16 protein-coding genes and 1 tRNA gene are annotated in these 18125 nt (G+C 64.0%); 7 read left to right on the forward strand and 10 right to left on the reverse strand.

Annotated elements, in window-relative coordinates:
- Position 1: 1 nt before the first annotated feature.
- The 4 genes from ADAD_RS0106555 to cpdR all read right to left on the reverse strand — a co-directional run bounded on the left by ADAD_RS0106555 (position 2) and on the right by cpdR (position 2227).
- Positions 2-1234, reverse strand: a complete 1233-nt coding sequence (locus tag ADAD_RS0106555) for an NADP-dependent isocitrate dehydrogenase (RefSeq protein WP_010411376.1) — start codon at positions 1232-1234, stop codon at positions 2-4.
- A 120-nt stretch (positions 1235-1354) separates the two neighbouring features.
- A complete protein-coding gene (locus ADAD_RS0106560) occupies positions 1355-1618 on the reverse strand; it encodes a hypothetical protein (protein ID WP_010411378.1) in 264 nt (87 codons plus the stop codon).
- Between the two features lie 73 nt (positions 1619-1691).
- Positions 1692-1766: transfer RNA gene (locus ADAD_RS0106565), tRNA-Val, on the reverse strand.
- 68 nt (positions 1767-1834) lie between these two features.
- Positions 1835-2227 carry a cell cycle two-component system response regulator CpdR gene (gene cpdR / locus ADAD_RS0106570; protein ID WP_010411383.1) on the reverse strand — a complete coding sequence of 131 codons (393 nt, stop codon included), beginning with the start codon at positions 2225-2227 and terminating at the stop codon, positions 1835-1837.
- Between the two features lie 98 nt (positions 2228-2325).
- On the opposite strand from cpdR, the gene ADAD_RS0106575 reads away from it, so the two are divergent.
- Positions 2326-3270, forward strand: coding sequence for an N-formylglutamate amidohydrolase (locus tag ADAD_RS0106575; protein ID WP_010411387.1), 945 nt, complete (start codon positions 2326-2328; stop codon positions 3268-3270).
- Positions 3271-3464: 194 nt separating this feature from the next.
- Here ADAD_RS0106575 and ADAD_RS0106580 read toward each other — a convergent pair whose 3' ends face one another.
- Both ADAD_RS0106580 and ADAD_RS0106585 read right to left on the reverse strand, forming a co-directional pair.
- On the reverse strand, positions 3465-4250 hold the full coding sequence (locus tag ADAD_RS0106580) for a SapC family protein (protein WP_010411388.1): 786 nt from the start codon (positions 4248-4250) through the stop codon (positions 3465-3467).
- A gap of 74 nt (positions 4251-4324) precedes the next feature.
- Positions 4325-5767: an FAD-binding oxidoreductase gene (locus tag ADAD_RS0106585; protein ID WP_010411391.1), complete on the reverse strand. Its 1443-nt coding sequence runs from the start codon at positions 5765-5767 to the stop codon at positions 4325-4327.
- A gap of 379 nt (positions 5768-6146) precedes the next feature.
- Here ADAD_RS0106585 and ADAD_RS16335 point away from each other — a divergent pair, with 379 nt between their 5' ends.
- From ADAD_RS16335 to ADAD_RS0106600, 3 genes are all read left to right on the forward strand, one after another.
- Positions 6147-6494 (forward strand): hypothetical protein, encoded by a 348-nt coding sequence (locus ADAD_RS16335; protein ID WP_010411394.1) that lies wholly within the window; start codon positions 6147-6149, stop codon positions 6492-6494.
- A gap of 92 nt (positions 6495-6586) precedes the next feature.
- Entirely contained in the window at positions 6587-7966 is a 1380-nt protein-coding gene (locus ADAD_RS0106595) for a DEAD/DEAH box helicase (protein ID WP_010411396.1), read from the forward strand.
- Positions 7921-9540, forward strand: a complete 1620-nt coding sequence (locus ADAD_RS0106600) for a sensor domain-containing diguanylate cyclase (RefSeq protein ID WP_237700788.1) — start codon at positions 7921-7923, stop codon at positions 9538-9540. Before ADAD_RS0106595 ends, ADAD_RS0106600 begins: the two co-directional genes overlap by 46 nt.
- Positions 9541-9544: 4 nt before the next feature.
- On the opposite strand, the gene ADAD_RS0106605 is transcribed toward ADAD_RS0106600, so the two are convergent.
- Positions 9545-11854 carry an ATP-dependent helicase gene (locus tag ADAD_RS0106605; protein WP_010411400.1) on the reverse strand — a complete coding sequence of 770 codons (2310 nt, stop codon included), beginning with the start codon at positions 11852-11854 and terminating at the stop codon, positions 9545-9547.
- A 143-nt stretch (positions 11855-11997) separates the two neighbouring features.
- On the opposite strand from ADAD_RS0106605, the gene ADAD_RS0106610 reads away from it, so the two are divergent.
- Positions 11998-12495 (forward strand): hypothetical protein, encoded by a 498-nt coding sequence (locus tag ADAD_RS0106610; protein ID WP_010411402.1) that lies wholly within the window; start codon positions 11998-12000, stop codon positions 12493-12495.
- A gap of 104 nt (positions 12496-12599) precedes the next feature.
- The gene (locus tag ADAD_RS0106615) at positions 12600-12899 is read left to right on the forward strand and encodes a hypothetical protein (protein ID WP_050803703.1); all 300 of its coding nucleotides are present in this window, start codon (positions 12600-12602) and stop codon (positions 12897-12899) included.
- 63 nt (positions 12900-12962) lie between these two features.
- Here the strand turns inward: ADAD_RS0106615 and rsmD are convergent, their stop codons facing one another.
- Both rsmD and ADAD_RS0106625 read right to left on the reverse strand, forming a co-directional pair.
- A complete protein-coding gene (rsmD, locus tag ADAD_RS0106620; protein ID WP_010411407.1) occupies positions 12963-13508 on the reverse strand; it encodes a 16S rRNA (guanine(966)-N(2))-methyltransferase RsmD in 546 nt (181 codons plus the stop codon).
- The gene (locus ADAD_RS0106625; protein ID WP_010411410.1) at positions 13508-14266 is read right to left on the reverse strand and encodes a pseudouridine synthase; all 759 of its coding nucleotides are present in this window, start codon (positions 14264-14266) and stop codon (positions 13508-13510) included. Before ADAD_RS0106625 ends, rsmD begins: the two co-directional genes overlap by 1 nt.
- Positions 14267-14770: 504 nt before the next feature.
- Between ADAD_RS0106625 and ADAD_RS0106630 the strand changes: the two genes are divergently transcribed.
- Positions 14771-16549, forward strand: a complete 1779-nt coding sequence (locus tag ADAD_RS0106630) for an AmpG family muropeptide MFS transporter (RefSeq protein ID WP_010411413.1) — start codon at positions 14771-14773, stop codon at positions 16547-16549.
- Here the strand turns inward: ADAD_RS0106630 and ADAD_RS0106635 are convergent, their stop codons facing one another.
- Complete coding sequence (locus ADAD_RS0106635; RefSeq protein WP_029139958.1) at positions 16550-17845, reverse strand: bifunctional folylpolyglutamate synthase/dihydrofolate synthase; 1296 nt, start codon at positions 17843-17845, stop codon at positions 16550-16552.
- Between the last annotated feature and the right edge of the window lie 280 nt (positions 17846-18125).

Here is an 18125-nt window from a genome sequence, read left to right on the forward strand (position 1 = left end):
CTTAGGCCGGGGCCAGGCCCTGCTTCTTCATCTCGGTTTCGAGGTTGTTCACGATCGCCTCGAAGAACTGCTCGGTCGTCAGCCAGCTCTGGCCCGGGCCGATCAGCAGGGCGAGGTCCTTGGTCATCTGGCCGCTTTCGACCGTCTGGATGCAGACCTTTTCCAGCGTCTCCGCGAACTTGACGACATCGGGCGTATTGTCGAACTTGCCGCGATACATCAGGCCGCGCGTCCAAGCGAAGATGCTGGCGATCGGGTTGGTCGACGTCGCCTTGCCTTCCTGATGCTGGCGGTAGTGGCGGGTAACGGTGCCGTGCGCGGCTTCCGCTTCCACCGTCTCGCCGTCCGGGGTCATCAGCACGCTGGTCATCAGGCCGAGCGAGCCGAAGCCCTGCGCCACAACGTCGGACTGCACGTCGCCGTCGTAGTTCTTGCAGGCCCACACGAACTTGCCGCTCCACTTGAGCGCGGCGGCCACCATGTCGTCGATGAGGCGGTGTTCGTAGGTGATCCCGGCGGCCTTGAACTTGTCCGCAAACTCGGCGTCGAACACCTCCTGGAACAGGTCCTTGAAGCGGCCATCGTACTTCTTGAGGATCGTGTTCTTCGTGGAGAGGTACACCGGCCACTTGCGGTCGAGCCCGTAGTTCATGCAGGCCCGGGCGAAGTCGCGGATCGAATCGTCCAGGTTGTACATCGCCATCGCGACGCCCGAGCTCTGGAATTCGTACACGTCGAGATCGATCTTCTCGCCGTCCTCGCCTTCGAAGACGAGACGCAGCTTGCCGGCACCGGGGATCAGCGTGTCCTTGGCGCGGTACTGGTCGCCGAAGGCATGGCGGCCGACCACGATCGGGTCGGTCCAGCCGGGCACCAGCCGCGGCACGTTGTCGATCACGATCGGTTCGCGGAAGACGACGCCGCCCAGAATGTTGCGAATCGTGCCATTGGGCGAGACCCACATCTTCTTGAGGTCGAATTCCTCGACGCGCTGTTCGTCGGGGGTGATCGTGGCGCATTTCACGCCCACGCCGTACTGCTTGATGGCGTTGGCGGCATCGACCGTGATCTGGTCCTCGGTCTCGTCGCGCTTCTCGATCGACAGGTCGTAATACTTCAGATCGATATCGAGATAGGGCAGGATCAGGCGTTCACGGATCCACTGCCAGATGATCTTCGTCATTTCGTCGCCGTCGAGTTCGACAACCGGGTTCTTGACCTGAATTTTTGCCATTATGGGTCCCTGCTGATCCGCATGTTTCTGAATGGGGGTGAAATCTGGCGCGGCTTTAGCAGAGGTCGGGGCTCACGCAAGGCGGGCGAACCGTGCATCTATCCCTCCGGCCGCAGATCTTCATGACAGATCCAGTGTTCGAAGCCAGGCCATGGCGCCCGCGTCCTGCCCCTTGAACTTCGGCCCGTCACGCAGCGGCGCGACAAGCAGGCCGGCATCCTCGGGAAGTTGCCATTTGATGCGATGATAGAGCTGCGAGCGTGTCAGTTCGCTCGAGATACAGTAGACGCCGGGCGAAAACCGCCGTCCGTCCCCGTGGAGTTCCAGATCTTCCGGAACGTCTTCCGGGTCCCGGACCACGAGAAGATAGAGGGATTCTGCCAAGGGAATTCGCCAGAATGCTTGCTGGTGACGTAAAACCCGGTGCCCTGTCGTACCCGGGCGAGGAAATCCCCCATGGTGGGCGTACCAAGATTTGAACTTGGGACCCCTACGATGTCAACATAGTGCTCTACCCCTGAGCTATACGCCCGCACCATGGGGATGTCGCCTTGACGGCGGACGCGCCAGATAGCCGCGCGGCGCGTCGGTTACAAGAGGCTAAAGCAGCGCTTCCTTCGCATCGGCAAAAACCCGGTCCACTTCCAGTACCAGATCGCGCAGGTGGAATGGCTTGGACAGCACCTTTGCCTGCGGCTGGTCGGCACTGGCCTTGAGCGAGACCGCGGCGAAGCCAGTGATGAACATCACGCGGGTTTCCGGGCTCATCTCGTTGCAGCGCTGGGCCAGTTCGATCCCGTCCATCTCCGGCATCACGATATCGGAAAGCAGAAGATCGTATTCGCCAGTTTCCAGCAGCGGCAGGGCCGCCGTGCCGCAATCGACCGAATCGACCGCATAGCCCGCCTTTTCCAGTGCGCGGCTCAGATAGGTCCGCATCGCTTCCTCGTCCTCCGCCAGGAGGATTCGCCGGTAATGTGAAGGTTCGCTCATAGGACGCCTCCATAGCGCGAGGCGCTTAATGAATCTTTGGCGTGGGCGGGGCTTGCCCTGCTTTGACACACACCCTCTTCGGGTACAGCGTGACACCGATGGAAGCGGCGGCGCACAGCGATTCGCGGGAGATGATTCCCGGAGGAATGATCCCCGGAAGCGGGGTGCCAGCCTTCACCTTGCTGGGCGTACGTCAGGCGAAACTTCCGGTGCTGATTGCTGCTCCGCACGGCGGGCGGTCCTATCCAGCCGAAATCGAATCGCGCATGCGCAATCCGGGGATCGCCAAGCTGCGGCTGGAAGATCGCCTGGTGGACGAACTGGCGACGGCCGTCGCTGATCTGACCGGCGCGGCCACGCTGGTGGCGCATGCGCCGCGAGCCATGCTCGATCTCAACCGTGCGCCCGACGATCTCGACTGGTCGATGCTGGGGGAGGGGCGGCCGACCGGGCAGGTCCATTCGAGCGCGAATCGGCGGGCGCGAAGCGGGCTCGGGCTGGTGCCGAGGCGCGTTTCGGGGGTGGGCGAGATATGGACTGCTTCGCTGTCGCACGCGGAGGTGGCCGATCGTATTGCGGGCATTCACGAGCCCTATCACCGTGCACTCTCCAAGGCGCTTGGCGAGATTCGCAAGGCGTGGGGCGTCGCCCTCCTCATCGATCTGCATTCGATGCCGCCGCTGCGGGCCGCGCACCCGGGGGAGCGGGCGACCGAGTTCGTGATCGGCGACCGATTCGGGGTTTCCTGCGACGACGCGCTTGCCAGCCGGGCGCTGCAGTTTCTGGCGAAGAACGAGCGTGGGGCGGCGCATAATCGCCCCTATGCGGGAGGCTATGTTCTGGATCGGCATGGCAGCCCGCCGCTTGCGATCCATGCCCTGCAGTTGGAGGTGTGCCGGACCCTCTACCTCGATGCGCGCTTCGACGGGCCGAGCGCGCGCATGCCCGCTCTGGCGCGGCTGGTGGCGGAACTCGTTCGCGCGCTGGCGGATGAAATCCTGCCCGATCGGGGCGAGCACGACCTGCCGCTCGCTGCGGAATAAAAAAACCACCTCGTGCAAGGTTGCACGAGGTGGCCAAGGTTCAGGGAGGAAACACGCTGGAAAGCGTGCTTATCCGGGGCGGCTATGAGGGGGGATGCCGCCCGGACACCACAGATTTGGGGTGCCTCAACGCATTGTCAACCATCGCCCGGACCGCTTGCGACCCGGGCGATGTGCGGAGTGGTGAAAGACGGTCAGGCGGCCGGTTTCTGATCGCCCGAGGGCATCTTGCCCTGCTGTTCCTGGCGACCGAAAATGTGGCGCATCAGCTCGAGCGAGGTGATCTGGGCGTAGATGATCGGCAGGATGCCGTCATTGCTCCAGCGTACCAGGGTCTCACCATCGAGCTTCTTGAACTTGTCGAGATCGACCATCCGGAAGCCCTTGTAGATATAGGGCTTGTCCGGGGCTTCGTTACGCTGGATGGCGACTTCGCCTTCCATCAGCAGATCATGCTTCTGCAGTTCGTCGGTCAGCATCTTCGTGCGCAAGCCGGCTTCTTCGAACTTCTCGCAGAACTCGAGGGCCGATTTCGTCTGGTCCGTGGTCGACCCGTCGTCGTTGAAAAGCCGCTCGCCTTCTTCGAATTCGCCGATCGAATCGGAGGTCGGATCGAAACACAGCGAAAGATTGTCGTTTTCGTTCGACAGCTTGGCGAGGATGAAGGGATAGCGGCGGATATAGGCCGGCACGTAAACCTGCTCGATCAGCTTGCCGTCATCGTCGAAGAAGGTGTTCACCCCTTCATTGAGGCCCATCAGAGCCAGCGGCAGGGGGTTCTCCCCCGAGGAGAACACGATCGGATAGTGCCGCGCCGCCTGAATGAACTCGTCAGCCGTCAGCGGGATCGCGTGCTGCTTCGCCAGCCACGGTGCCGAATCGGACATCCGGCTGCGGAAATTCAGGTGATCCCGCGTGTTGAGAGGCATCAGGTCTTGATAGAAAATCGGAAGCTGGGGCTTTTGCGGCGCGCTGGCCATCGGTCTCTCCATGAACGGTGGAAATGATGAAGGGGCGGGCGCCGATACGCCTTCCCGCGTAAAGAAGCCGCGCCTTAGGCGGCGGGCGCGCGGCTGGCAAGCGGCACCAGCTTCCCCGGGTTCATGATGCCTTGCGGGTCGAGCGCCTGCTTGACGCCGCGCAGAATGCTCAGCGTGGCCGGATCGGCAAGCCGGCCGAGCTCGTCGCGTTTCATCTGGCCGATGCCGTGTTCGGCGCTGATCGAACCGGCCCATTCGGTCACCAGGTCGTGCACGGCCGCACTGATCGCCTTGCCGTCGGCATCCTCCCACTCGCCACCCCTGGCCCCTTCGGGCGCGCGCAGGTGGAAGTGGACATTGCCATCGCCCAGATGACCGAAGGCGACCGCTCGCGTGCCTGCGAATTGTCGCTCCAGTACGGCGCTGGCCTCTTCGATGAAGGCCGGCATTTTTTCAGGGGGTACGGAGATATCATGCTGAACGGCAGGCCCGCGCGCGCGCTCGGCCGAAGAAATGCCATCGCGCAGGGACCATAGGGCCTCGGCTTGCGTCTCGCTTGCGGCGATGGTCGCATCCTCGACCAGCCCCTGCTCCAACGCGGTCTCGAGCAGGCTGGTGACGCGTTTCTGCAAGCTGTCCGCCTGCGTCTCGTCCGCAACCAGTTCGAGCAGCGCGTACCATTTGTGCGGTTCCCCCAGCGGATCGCGTGCGGCGGGCTCGTAAGCGAGCACGGCATCGAGCGCATCGCGCGGCATGATCTCGAAGCCTTCGAGTGCCGCGCCCTCGCGTTGCTGCGCCAGCAGGAGGAGCCTGCGCGCCTGGTGCACGGATGGCAGCCCGACGAACAGGACGCGCCTGGCCGCGATCTGCGGCAGCAGCGAAAGGGTGGCGCCGGTCACGATCCCCAGCGTGCCTTCCGACCCGATAAGCAGCTGCTTGAGATCGAACCCGCGGTTGTCCTTCTTCAGCGCCGCCAGCGTATCCAGTACGGTGCCGTCGGGCAGCACGGCCTCGAGCCCGCGTACCTGCGCACGCATCGTGCCGTGGCGCAGCACCTGCGTGCCGCCCGCATTGGTGGAAATCAGCCCGCCTATCGTCGCCGAACCCTTGCCCCCCAGCGTCAGGGGAAAGCGCAGGCCGCGCTCTGCCGCCGCCTGATGCAGGGTTTGCAGGACTACGCCTGCATCGCACACCACTTGCTGGGCGTCCTCGTCCCAGTGTCGAATCGTATCCATGCGCCTGAGCGAGAGAAGCAGCGAATCGCCACTCTCATCCGGGGTTGCACCGCCGGACATTCCGCTATTGCCACCCTGCGGGACGATCGGAACGCGATGCTGCGCGCACAGCTTCACCAGAGCGGCGACCTCTTCGGTCGAAGCTGGCGAGGCCAGGGCTAGCGCCCGCCCGGAATAGCGCCCGCGCCAGTCGGTGAGCCAGGGATTCATCACCTCGCTGTCGCGGCTCAGCCCGCGTTGGCCCAGAAGCGTGGTCGCGGCGGAGAGAAAGGCATCGCTCATGTTGGCGCCATGCCACACCCCGGCCGCCCTATGCCAGTCCGGCGCAAAAGGGGACTGCCGCAATTAAGCCGCCATTCAAAAGACGGGACTATGTGTTGCGTCCGGGTAGATCGAATGGGGCGGGGCGATCTCTTGGACTCCCGCCTGTGAGGATAACGGCACAACCATGCATTTCATGGCTGCATTTCTGGCACCTCTTCTCGCGCTGTCTCCAGCGCAGCGGGACGAATCGTCCCCGTCGCCCGTGTCCCTCCCGTCCCCGCTCCTGCTGACGGAAGCGCCGGTCGAGAGCCCCGGAGCCGAGGCTCCAGGGTGGCTCGCTGCAGAGGCATGGCGTGAAGGACTTGAAGCGCGGCAGGTGCGTATCCGACAGGAGATCATGATTCGCGTTTCGCCGCGCCGCTCCAATACGCGAGAGATGATCGCGGACTGGCGGCGGGTAATGCCCCGCCGCTTCGAACAGCGGAAAATCGGCAAATGCGTGCCAGCGCGCAGCATCGTGGGCGTGCAGACCGTAAGCTCGCGCGACCTCGTGCTCTACCTCTCGGACAATCGGATGATCCGCGCCCAGCTTGGCAAATCGTGCAATGCGCGCGATTTCTATCTCGGCTTCTACATGGAGCCGAACGATGATGGGGAGCTTTGTGCCGGGCGCGATACCTTGCGAGCGCGCAATGGCGCGACTTGCAAGATCGGGGCGATTCGCCAGCTTGTCCCGTTGGAATAGGCGCTATTCCTTGACAATCCGGCGCTGTTGGGCGATGGCGCGCGCGCTCCTGCGGCACAATGCAGTACAGCCCTCCACATCCGGAAAACTGAATGAAATTCGCCGATCTCGGCCTCTCCGATAAGTTGCTGCAGGCGGTGGAAGCCGCCGGATATAGCGAGCCTACGCCCATTCAGGAGCAGGCGATCCCGCCGATCCTGATGATGAAGGACATCATCGGGATCGCGCAGACGGGCACCGGCAAGACCGCCAGCTTCGTCCTGCCGATGATCGATATTCTCGCCAGCGGGCGGCGCCGCGCGCTGATGCCGCGCTCGCTCATCCTCGCGCCGACGCGCGAGCTTGCGGCGCAGGTGGCGGAGAATTTCGAGAAGTACGGCAAGCAGCACGATTTGCAGCTCGCGCTGCTGATCGGCGGGGTGCAGATGGGCGATCAGATCAAGGCGCTCAACGAAGGCGTCGATGTGCTCATCGCCACGCCGGGCCGCCTGATGGACCTGTTCGAACGCGGCAAGATTCTGCTCAACGGGTGCGAAATGCTCGTCATCGACGAGGCGGACCGGATGCTCGACATGGGGTTCATCCCCGATATCGAGACGATCTGTTCCAAACTGCCCGAACCGCGCCAGACGCTGCTGTTCAGCGCGACCATGCCGCCGCCGATCGAAAAGCTGGCGGGCAAGTTCCTCGATAACCCCAAGCGGATCGAGGTGAGCCGCGCGGCCTCCACCAACGAGAACATCACGGCGTTCAAGATCCCGGTCAAACCGCGCGAGAAGCGCGAGACGTTGCGCTGGCTGCTTCGAAACGACCTCGTCGAAACCGCGATCGTCTTTTCCAACCGGAAGACGACGGTGCGCGAGATCAACAAGAGCCTTCAGAGCCACGGTTTCGCCAGCGGCGAGATCCACGGCGACATGGACCAGTCCAGCCGGATCAAGGAACTCGACCGGTTCAAGGCGGGCGAGATCAACATCCTGGTCGCGTCCGACGTTGCGGCGAGGGGCCTCGACATCAAGGGCGTGAGCCACGTCTTCAACTTCGATACCCCATGGCATCCGGACGATTATGTTCACCGCATCGGGCGGACCGGCCGCGCCGGCGCGAAGGGACGCGCGTTCACCTTCGTGACCGAAGACGATGCGGAAGCGATCGAGAATGTCGAAAAGCTGACCGGCGCGACGATTGCGTCTTTCGGCAAGGACGACGTGCGGGTGGAACTGGCTCAGCCGGAATCGGAGCCGAAGCCGAAGTCCAGATCGAAGCCCAAGAGCAAGCCGGAGCAGCGTGACGAGGAGCGCGACACGCAGGAGCCGCGCAAACCGGCGAGCGAAAGCAAGCCGCGCAACAAAGGCGACGAGAAGCCGGCGCGCGGTCGTGGCGGGCGCAACCGCCGCGATGACGATGAAGTGATCCCGGCGGGCGAGTGGAACGGGCCCAAACCCGATTTCCTTTCTGTCAGCGCGCTCTGACGGGGCATTTGCGGGATATTCCGCGCCATGGAATTAGCGTCGTATTAACCAGCTTCGGGTCATTCCTTTCCGGCAGGGAAGGAATTGCAATGCCAGAACGTGCTGCCAGGGAGGAAATGCTTCGCCAGCGCACCCTCTCTGCGCTTCGAATCCTCGATACCGTACCAGAAGCCGAATTCGACGCCCTGGTCCGCTCAGCGCGCCGGATATTCGGCTGCCGCACAGCCTATATCTCGCTGATCGACACCGACAGGCAATGGTTCAAGGCACGCGAGGGCTTCGCACCGGATGAGGTTCCGCGCGAATGCTCCATCTGCGCGACCGCCGTTGCCGAGAACCGCGAGATCGTGGTGAACAACCTTCAGGAGCATCCGGTTTACGGCAGGAAGCCGGAAATCTCGTCGATGCCCGAGCTGCAGTTCTTCGCGACAATTCCGCTCATTGGGCCGGAACTGGACGGCGAGCGTGTGGCTATCGGCACCTTGTGCGTGATCGACGACAGGCCGCATCGTGCTGCGTGCGAGGAACTGGACGAATTACGCCAGCTCGCTCGTGTGATCGAGACTCTCTTGCGAACCAGAATGGAGTGCGAGCTTGCAAAGCAGGCGATCGCGCAGCGCAAGGACCTGGTTGAGGCCCTCCACCGGACGCAGCGACAATTCGAGCTAGCCGAGCAGATGGCGCAGATCGGCCATTGGCGGATGGACCTGGAAACACAGGAGCTTTTCTGGTCGCGCCAGACAAGCGCGATTCACGCGATCGAGAACCCGACCAGAGCGCATCTGGAGAGGGGGCTCGACTACTTCCTGCCGAAAGACCGTCCGCGCATCTCGAGCGCGGTAGAGGAATGTGCCAGAAACGGCATTCCCTACGATCTCGAACTGGATTTTCGTGATGCCAAGGGCGTGCTCAAGCGGGTTCGGGCGATCGGCGAACAGGAGATCGTTGGCGGCAAGCCGGTTGGGGTTATCGGCGTTTTTCAGGATATTACGGAGCGCTATCACCTTGAAACGCGGTTGCGTACCGCAGCGCATGTGGACGAACTGACCGGTCTGCCGAACCGTGCTCGGCTCAATCAGTATCTCGACCGAACCATCGATTCCGCCAGCCAGTCCGGCCGGGCGATGGCGATGCTCCTGATCGATCTCGATCACTTCAAGGAGGTCAATGACCGGCTTGGCCATGAAGCTGGCGACAGGGTGCTGAAGAATGTCGCGGTGCAGCTTCTGAGCGAACCCTTCGCCAATCAGCTGTCGGCGCGGCTTGGCGGGGACGAATTCGTGATGGTGATCGAGAACGAGGCGCTTTTGCTCGATCTCGAGGGATCGATACAGCAGCTGCTCGACAAACTCCGGATGGAGATCGGCGAGGGCGAGGAGCGGATGCAGGTCAGCGCCACGATCGGCGCCGCCTGGCTGACCCACGAAAACAACGAACGTAGCGCGCTGATGCGCTGCGCCGACCACGCGCTGTATCAGGCCAAGCGCAAGGAGCGTGGCACATCGACGATCTGCTCCGAAGCGGTGGCGGGTGAACGGCTCACGCTCAGGCCCCAGCTGCGCGCGGTAGGTTAGTCTTTCAGTCCGCCAGTTTCACGAAGCTGTCGATCACGCGTTTGGTGCCGCTGGTTTCGAATTCGATTTCCAGCTTGTTGCCTTCCTGGCTCATCACCGTGCCGTAGCCGAACTTGTCATGGAAGACCCGCGCGCCGAGTGCGACGTCGGTGCGCGGTTTCGCGGCGAAGCTGGCGGCGGAGCGGCGGCTTTCCTGCACACGTGCCGGCTTTGTCTCGTACCCGGTCGCCAGCGCCCGCTGCCAACCGGGGCCGCGCTTGTTGGACCGATCGGGCCGGTCGCGGGTGACGTGAGCGAACGGATCGTCCCGCTCGCTCCAGTTGGCCCGCCAGAGCGACGCCCCGCCAGACATCGTGCTCTCGCTTTCGATGTGGTCTTCGGGCAGCTCCCCGATGAAGCGACTGGGGAGCGAACTTGTCCATTGGCCGTAGATGCGCCGGTTGGCAGCATGGAAGATGGTGCAGGCTTTCCTGGCGCGCGTGATCGCCACGTAGGCGAGGCGGCGTTCCTCCTCCAGTGACGCAAGCCCGCCTTCGTCGAGCGCGCGCTGGCTGGGAAACACGCCTTCTTCCCAGCCGACCAGGAACAGGTGATCGAACTCCAGCCCCTTGGCGGCATGGATGGTCATGATGGTGACCTTGGGATCTTCGGCGTTGGCATCATTGTCCATCACCAGCGCGACATGTTCGAGGAAATCGCCGAGCGTCTCGTAGTCTTCCATCGCGCGTGCGAGTTCGGACAGGTTTTCGAGCCGCCCCTTGGCCTCCACCGAACGCTCGTTCTCGAGCATCGCCTGATAGCCGCTTTCTTCCAGCACCTGCCGCAGCAGTTCGGCGGGTGCCAGCTTGCCCGCCTCCTCGCGCCAATGGAGGAACTGACGCATCAGGCCGCCGATGGTGCTGCGCGCGCGGGCAGGCAGTTCGTCGCTGTCGGCAAGGTCGAGGCTGGCGGCAGCAAGCGGCATGCCGGTGCGCCGGGCATGCTGGTACATCTTCTCCAGCGTCTTCGCGCCGAGGCCGCGCTTGGGCTGGTTGTATATCCGTTCGAACGCGAGATCGTCCGCCGGCTGGGCGATCACCCGCAGGTAGGCTAGCGCATCGCGGATTTCGGCGCGCTCGTAGAAGCGGAAGCCGCCGATGATGCGATAGTTCATGCCGATCTGGATGAAGCGGTCTTCGAACTCGCGGGTCTGGTACTGCGCACGTACGAGGATGGCGATCTCGTCGAGGCCCACTCCGCCTCGCTCGAGGGTCTCGATCTCTTCGCCCACGCGGCGCGCTTCCTCGGGCCCGTCCCATACGCCGATGACGCGGACCTTCTCGCCCGTGTCGGTCTCGGTCCACAATTCCTTGCCGAGCCGCTGGCTGTTCTCCCCGATCAGGCCCGACGCCGCTCCGAGAATGTGCGGGGTGGAGCGATAGTTCTGCTCCAGTTTGATGACCTTGGCGCCGGGAAAGTCCTTCTCGAACTTCAGGATATTGGCCACTTCTGCGCCGCGCCAGGAATAGATCGACTGGTCGTCGTCGCCCACCACGCAGATGTTCTTGCGCTCCTGCGCGAGCAGGCGAAGCCACAGGTACTGGACCTGATTGGTGTCCTGATACTCGTCCACCAGTATGTACTTGAATCGGTTCTGGTACTGGGCGAGCACATCGCTGTGCTGACGGAAGATGTTGAGCACATGCAGCAGCAGGTCGCCGAAGTCGCAAGCGTTCAGCGCTTTCAGCCGCTCCTGATACGTCTTGTAGAGTTGCGCACCACGCCCGTTGGCGTAGCTTTCGTTCTCGACCGCATCGAGATCGCCGGGGTTCAGCCCGCGGTTCTTCCACCGGTCGATCAGCCCGGCCAGCTGGCGGGCGGGCCAGCGCTTCTCGTCCAGCTCCGCCTCGGCGATCAGCGTCTTGAGCAGGCGCAGCTGGTCGTCCGGGTCGATGATCGTGAAGTTGCTTTGCAGGCCGACCAGTTCGGCGTGGCGACGCAGCATCTTGGCGCCGATCGCATGGAAGGTGCCGAGCCACGGCATGCCTTCGACAGCCTCGCCGATATGCCGACCCACACGCTCGCGCATCTCGCGCGCGGCCTTGTTGGTGAAGGTGACGCACAGGATTTCGCTCGGCCAGGCGAGCCGCATGGCGACGAGGTGCGCCAGCCTTGCGGTAAGCGCGGATGTCTTGCCCGTACCTGCTCCCGCCAGCATCAGCACCGGCCCCTCGGTCGTCAGCACCGCCTCGCGCTGGGGTGGGTTCAGCCGTGCGGCATAGGGCGGGATATCCGCGTCACCGGCGGCGGTGGCAAGTGGAAGGGCATCGTTCATGGCTGTCTCGAACAGGTAGGGAACGCGGACTGCCCGAGCAAGGGAAGCGACCGTCTTGCTCCCCGACAAGGGCGGCGCATTCGGAACCTCGACACGGAGGGCTCGTTGGTGGGGCAAGGACGAGGGAAAAAGGAGACAGAGATATGAAAAAGCTTATTATTGCTTCGACTGCCGCCTGCGGCCTCGCAATTGCTGCCGTACCGGCGATCGCTGACGATCACATGCAGGAAGCCGAATCCTACATGATGACTGATGCGCAGGAAGCCATGTACATGGACTGGTCGGCGGAAAACCGCATGACCTATCAGGAATGGCCGATCGAAGCGCAGGAGTATTACTGGACGCTCAACGATAACCAGAAGTCGATCTGGTGGGATCGCCTGAACAACGAACAGCGCGTCAGGATCGTCGAAATGGCGCCTGCCCAGCGAACCGCGGCCTGGCAGTCCATCAACTCGCAACTTAGCGGAACCGCGACGGCCACGACCACGCGCACGACTTCGTCGGGCAACATGAAGATCAACTATCGCAGCAATGCGGTGGTCCAGCCGACCCCTGGCGATGAAGGTCCGCCGCCGGCAGATCTGCCGATCTGCGAACCGCAGGAGCAGGACAACTGCATCAATCGCGGGGCAGTGTAAGCTCTACCGAGAACATACCGGGCCTTTGATACAGGGCCGAACCGTGGCAGCATCCGAGAATATATCGGGTGCTGCCGCTTTCGTTGCAGAAGGAGTTTCGTGAAATGCGCAAGATTGCTCTTATCGGTTTGGCCGGCCTCGCCGCCGGTTTCGCTCTTCCGGCCACCGCGCAGACGGCGCCGGCACCCAAGATCAATTTCGTCAGCCAGGAAACCGTCCAGCCCACGCCGGGAGACGAAGGGCCGCCAACGGGCGATGTGCCGATCTGCAAGCAGGGCGAGGAAGACAACTGCATCAACAGCTGGGAAGCCAACCGCACCGGCAACCGGCCGATCAATTACTGGCCGGGCCGCCCGGCGAGCGAGATCGACGAACCGCTGCCGCTCGACCAGCCCGACCGCTAGGGCAGGGCAGGCAGTTTCAAGGTGAAAGGGCTCCTGCCAGCGTTGGCCGGGGCCCTTCGCATGTCAGGCCTCGGCTCTCAGCAAGAACAGCCTCGCCTTGCCCACCTTGCGTTCGGCATCGACCGTCACGCCGCGCAGGCGCGGGTTCTCCTTCACGCCGACCTCCAGCGATATCCACGTGGCAGGTCCGATCCAGCCGAGCCGCAGGAGCTTGTCGATGGCCACGGCGCCGGCTCCGGTTTCGTAGGGCGGGTCAAGCATGATCAGGTCGTGCGGCTGCTTCGCCGGGCCGAGCCTCAGCACCGAAGCCTGGTTGACCGAGGCGCGTGTTCCCGCGCCGAGCGAAGCGAGGTTCTTGCGGATTGCCTCGATCGCGCGCTTGTCTTCCTCGACGAACAGGCACGACGCGCAGCCACGGGACAGGGCCTCGATCCCGAGCGCGCCCGATCCTGCGAACAGATCCGCCGCGCTCAGCCCTTCGAACGTGCCGAGGCGGCTGGCGAGCATGTTGAACAGCGTTTCGCGCGTGCGATCCGCCGTCGGGCGGGTGGTGTCTCCCGCCGGTGCGACGATGCTTCGTCCACCCCATTCGCCCGCGATCACCCGCATCAGTCGCGCACCTGCTTCACGGAAGAGCGGAAGCGCCCGATGTCCTGTTTCTTGATCTCCACGGCCTGTCCGCGCCCGAGATCGCCGAGGGTGACCGGCCCGAATGCGGTGCGCACAAGACGGTTTACCTCAAGCCCCAGATGCTCGAGCACGCGGCGCACCTCGCGGTTCTTGCCTTCGGTAATCGTCAGTTCGATCCACTGGTTGGCGCCGGTGCGCCGTTCCAGGTTCGCATCGATCCGTCCGTAATGCACCCCGTCGATGGTGATCCCTTCGATCAGGCTCTCCAGCTGCTCCTGCGTGACGCTGCCATGCGCACGCGCGCGATATGTGCGCTCAACCGAATTGGCAGGTAGTTCCAGCATGCGCTTGAATTCGCCGTCATTGGTCAGCAGCAGCAGGCCTTCGGTGTTGTAGTCCAGCCGTCCGATCGGCATCACGCGGGGGGCCGATTTGGGCAGGGCATTGCGCAGCGCATCGTAGATCGTGGCGCGGCCCTTCGGATCGCGTTCTGCCGTGATGAGGCCGGATGGCTTGTGAAAGGCGAACAGGCGCGTCGGTTCGGGTTTGGTAACGGGCTTGCCGTCCACGGTGACGCCGCGCAGATGTTCGAGCACGGTGTTCGGCGTTTCGAGCACTTTGCCATCGATAGCAATCCGCCCGTCGGCGATCATGCGTTCGACCTCGCGGCGGCTGGCCACGCCGGCGCGCGCCAGCAATTTGGCGATCCGGTCGCCCTTGCGTGTCGTTTCGGTCATGACAGCCCGCTTAGCGGCACAGCGGCCAGGCGCCAACTGCTGCTGCGTTCAGGCTCCGGCCCTGTCGTAATGCGGGTGTGGCTCGCGCCGGCTATCCGAATCGCGATCGGTAAGAAAAGGCCGCCATTCAATGCTGTCCTTGATCATCGGACGATGGCACCGGCCGCATGTCGTCCGATGATGTAGACTGTCGTGCCAGACGCGCTTGCGGTCGATCTTGTGACCGAGCAGACCACATAAAATCTCATTCACCACGGCAACTACCCCCTAGGTTGTCAGTGCCTGGTTGGACTCAACTATCACACGATCTTTTCTATGCCACAATTCGCGCGGCATTTGTGAAGATTTGGGGATATTCGAGGCAGCGTGGAAGAAGCGCTTGGATTCACTTGGAAGATTTTTGCAGCGCAGCAATCCCAACCATCCCGCTTTCGTCTATCGGGGCTAGGCTTTGCCAACAGACACGGGCTAGAAGCACCCGGGAGTATCCAGGAGGGGTGGCCGATGGCCGAAGCAAAAGCCGACACGAAAAAGCCGGGTCTGGCCGCGGTGCTGCGCTCGCTCGGGCAGGCGAAGACCGCTTACATGTTGCTGTTCGGCTTTGCCGCCGGGCTGCCCTATGCGCTGGTGCTGGGCACGCTTTATGCCTGGCTGTCCGATTCCGGTGAAATCGATCTGGAGACGATGGGCGTCTTCTCGCTGATCGGCCTCGCCTACGCCTTCAAGTTCCTGTGGAGCCCCGCGCTCGACCGGGTCGATATTCCGGGGCTGCGCAGGCTGGGAAAGCGCAAGCAGTGGATCGTGACCGCGCAGGTGCTGATCGGGGCAGCGCTGCTTTCCCTCAGCTTCATCACCCCGACCAACGAGACGATCGGGATTTTCAGCCTTCTCGCAGGGCTGGCGGCCTTCGCCAGCGCGACCCAGGATGTCGTGATCGATGCTTGGCGCGTAGATGTGGCGGACGAGGTGGCGACCATCGATATCCTCTCCACCGTCTACCAGATGGGCTACCGCATTGCGGCGCTCGTCGGCGGGGCACTGGCACTGTTCCTTGCCGAGCGGACCGACTGGCCCACGGTCTATCTCAGCATGGGTGCGATCATGCTGCTCGTCGGCATTTCCGGTCTGTGGGCGCCCGATACGGACGCGTCCGTCGCGCTGGATCGCACCGATGCCGACATGAACGATCCCCATGGTCTGCGCGAAGCCGGACAGATCGTGCCGCGCGTACGGGCCTGGGCCCTCGCTGCCGTTGGCGTGCTGTGGGGCTGGGCGCTTGCCACCGTGGGTGTCTTCATGGTCCGGTCGCTGACCAGCGATCCCGATGCACGACCTGACTCGGTCGAATTCATCAGCGGAATGGGCCCGCTGATCGTGATTGCCACCGTGGTTGTACCCGCTCTGATCGCTGCGTGGCTGGTGCGCGTGCAGCGCAGCGGCAACCATGTGATCCCGGCCACCTTCGAGGGGCACGAGCCGGCCACGCAGACCGGCAAGCCGTTGTCGCCCTACGCCGCGACCGGCAGCCTGGACCGTGTGATGGACCACCTCTACCGCGCGCTGGTCCTCCCGCTGACGGACCTTGTCGGTCGGCTCGGCTGGGCGATGATCATCGTCATCGCGCTGGTGCTGACCTATCGCATCACCGACGCGATCTGGGGCACTTTCGCCTATCCGTTCTATCTCGGCGAGCTGGAATACACGAAGGACGAGGTCGCGGTCGCGTCCAAGTTCTTCGGTGTGGGTGCACTGGTGCTCGGGCTGGCGGTGGGCGGCTACATGCTGACTGCGATCGGCCGGATGCTGACGCTGACGCTGGGCGCGTTCCTCGCCGCGATCACCAACCTGCTCTATGCCGATCTCGCCATCGGAGGCGTTCGGGTGCAGGCCTTCAGCGACACGATCGGCTTCACGTGGCTCGTCTCGGCGCTCGGCGGGGACGAGCGGCTGGCGACGCTGATGATGGCCATCGCGGGCGAGAACATCGCGGTCGGCATCGCGGGCGCGGCCTTCGTCGCCTATCTCTCCAGCATCGTCTCGCGCGGGTACAGCGCGGTGCAATACGCGCTGCTCTCCTCACTCACGCTGCTGGTCGGCACGCTGGGGCGCGGCGCGCTGGGGCAGATGATCGAGGAGCGCGGCTATTTCGATGTCTTCATCCTCACCACGGCCATCGGCATGTTCGCGGTGCTGCTGTGCATCGTCGAATGGGTTCGCATCGCCCGTTCGGGGCGCGACCAGAATGCACCGCCGCCCGATCCCGACGCGGTTGCTGCCGAGTAGTCACCCCGGGATCTCGTCGGTGAGCCGCAGGACTTCGCCCGCCAGGTAGAGCGAGCCTGCGATCAGCACCGGCAACCCATCCTCCGGCAGGGCGTCGAGCGCCTCGCCCACCGTCTCTGCGGCGCGGGCATCAGGCCCGAAGACTTCCGGCGCATGATGCTCGTGCCCCGGTACGGGAACGGCCACGATGCTTGCGATGCTGCCTTGAAGAGGATCGACCAGGGCCCGCGGGTCCTTGTTGGCCAGCATGCCGAGGATGAGGTGCACCCTCCGGCCTGTAAAGTGGCGCGCCAGCGCCTCGCCCGCGCTCGGGTTATGGCCGCCATCGACCCACACTTCGCGCGCACCGGTCATTGGCGAGGCGGGGAGGCGCTGGAGCCGGGCGGGCCAGGTCGCCGTCCGCAATCCCCGCGCCATCGCATCGCGCGAGACGCTCACCCGGTCCTGATGGCGCAGCATGGCGATGGCGAGTGCGGCATTCTCCGCCTGATGTGCGCCGGGCAGCGCGGGGAGGGGCAGGGCGATTTCGCCGTGCTCGTCGGCATAGTGCAGCCCGGTTTCAGTGCTGCTCGCGTGCCAGCCTTGCCCGCGCATCGCCAGCAGCGCCTCGCGCGCCAGCGCCGCCCGCTCGATCTCCAGTGTTGCGCCCTCGGGGTAGGAGAGCGTCGCCAGCGGCACGCCCGGCTTGGCGATGCCTGCCTTTTCGAAGGCGATGCGGGCGAGCGGCTGCGAAGGCACATCCGGTTCCGGCGCGAGCAGGAACCGCTCGTGGTCCAGCCCCAGCGCCGCGATCCCGCACGCGGCGAGCACCTGCGGCCCCAGCACGTTGGTCGCATCGAAGCGACCGCCGAGGCCGACCTCGATCACGCAGGCATCGGCCGGCGTGCGCGCGAAGGCGAGGAAGGTCGCGGCGATGGTGACTTCGAAGAAGCTGGGGTTCAGATCATCGCCCGCATCGAGCACTTCGGCCAGCAGCGCGGCGAGCTGCGCATCCTCGATCAGCTTGCCAGCGATCCGGATACGCTCGTTATAGCGCACCAGATGCGGGCTGGTGGCGACGTGGACGCGCTTGCCATCCGCCTCCAGCATCGCGCGCAGGAAGGCGCAGGTCGAGCCCTTGCCGTTCGTGCCCGCGACGTGGAACACGGGCGGGAGGCGGTCCTGTGGATCACCGAGGCGCGCACATAGAGCGCGGATCGTCTCCAGCCCCAAGCGGCCATCGGGCACCGAAAGCGCGGCCAGCCGGTCGAGCTGGGCCTGCACGGCCGGATCGTCGGAGCGAGCGAAGTCCTTCATGCCTTTGGCCTCCACCAGGCCCAAGCGACGAGTCCGAAGCCTGACGCGAAGCACCCTATGGCAAGCCAACCGGCCCAGAAGGGCAACTCGGGCGCGCACCAGTCGAAGCAGAAGACCTTGGGGCCGCGAGCAGGAAGCTCTCCGCCCCAAGTCTCAACGAACCACTCCCAATGGCCGAGCACCGCTGCATTCATCCAGTTAGCGGCAATAACGGACTGAAGAGTCGCCGCCATTGCGGCGAACGCGAACAGCAGCAGCGCTATCGCCAGCCGTCTGTCGC

The sequence above is a fragment of the Citromicrobium sp. JLT1363 genome (assembly GCF_000186705.1).
In the GTDB taxonomy this organism is placed as follows: domain Bacteria; phylum Pseudomonadota; class Alphaproteobacteria; order Sphingomonadales; family Sphingomonadaceae; genus Alteriqipengyuania.

Bases quoted from the DNA above. Each gene is read 5' to 3' on its own strand.
- ADAD_RS16335 (WP_010411394.1), top strand. From the start codon at position 6,147: ATGATTCGCGTTTCGCCGCGCCGCTCCAATACGCGAGAGATGATCGCG.
- ADAD_RS0106580 (WP_010411388.1), bottom strand. From the start codon at position 4,250: ATGGCCAGCGCGCCGCAAAAGCCCCAGCTTCCGATTTTCTATCAAGAC.
- rsmD (WP_010411407.1), bottom strand. From the start codon at position 13,508: ATGCGGGTGATCGCGGGCGAATGGGGTGGACGAAGCATCGTCGCACCG.
- ADAD_RS0106625 (WP_010411410.1), bottom strand. From the start codon at position 14,266: ATGACCGAAACGACACGCAAGGGCGACCGGATCGCCAAATTGCTGGCG.
- ADAD_RS0106585 (WP_010411391.1), bottom strand. From the start codon at position 5,767: ATGAGCGATGCCTTTCTCTCCGCCGCGACCACGCTTCTGGGCCAACGC.
- ADAD_RS0106555 (WP_010411376.1), bottom strand. From the start codon at position 1,234: ATGGCAAAAATTCAGGTCAAGAACCCGGTTGTCGAACTCGACGGCGAC.
- cpdR (WP_010411383.1), bottom strand. From the start codon at position 2,227: ATGAGCGAACCTTCACATTACCGGCGAATCCTCCTGGCGGAGGACGAG.
- ADAD_RS0106610 (WP_010411402.1), top strand. From the start codon at position 11,998: ATGAAAAAGCTTATTATTGCTTCGACTGCCGCCTGCGGCCTCGCAATT.
- ADAD_RS0106630 (WP_010411413.1), top strand. From the start codon at position 14,771: ATGGCCGAAGCAAAAGCCGACACGAAAAAGCCGGGTCTGGCCGCGGTG.
- ADAD_RS0106595 (WP_010411396.1), top strand. From the start codon at position 6,587: ATGAAATTCGCCGATCTCGGCCTCTCCGATAAGTTGCTGCAGGCGGTG.
- ADAD_RS0106605 (WP_010411400.1), bottom strand. From the start codon at position 11,854: ATGAACGATGCCCTTCCACTTGCCACCGCCGCCGGTGACGCGGATATC.
- ADAD_RS0106635 (WP_029139958.1), bottom strand. From the start codon at position 17,845: ATGAAGGACTTCGCTCGCTCCGACGATCCGGCCGTGCAGGCCCAGCTC.
- ADAD_RS0106575 (WP_010411387.1), top strand. From the start codon at position 2,326: ATGGAAGCGGCGGCGCACAGCGATTCGCGGGAGATGATTCCCGGAGGA.
- ADAD_RS0106615 (WP_050803703.1), top strand. From the start codon at position 12,600: ATGCGCAAGATTGCTCTTATCGGTTTGGCCGGCCTCGCCGCCGGTTTC.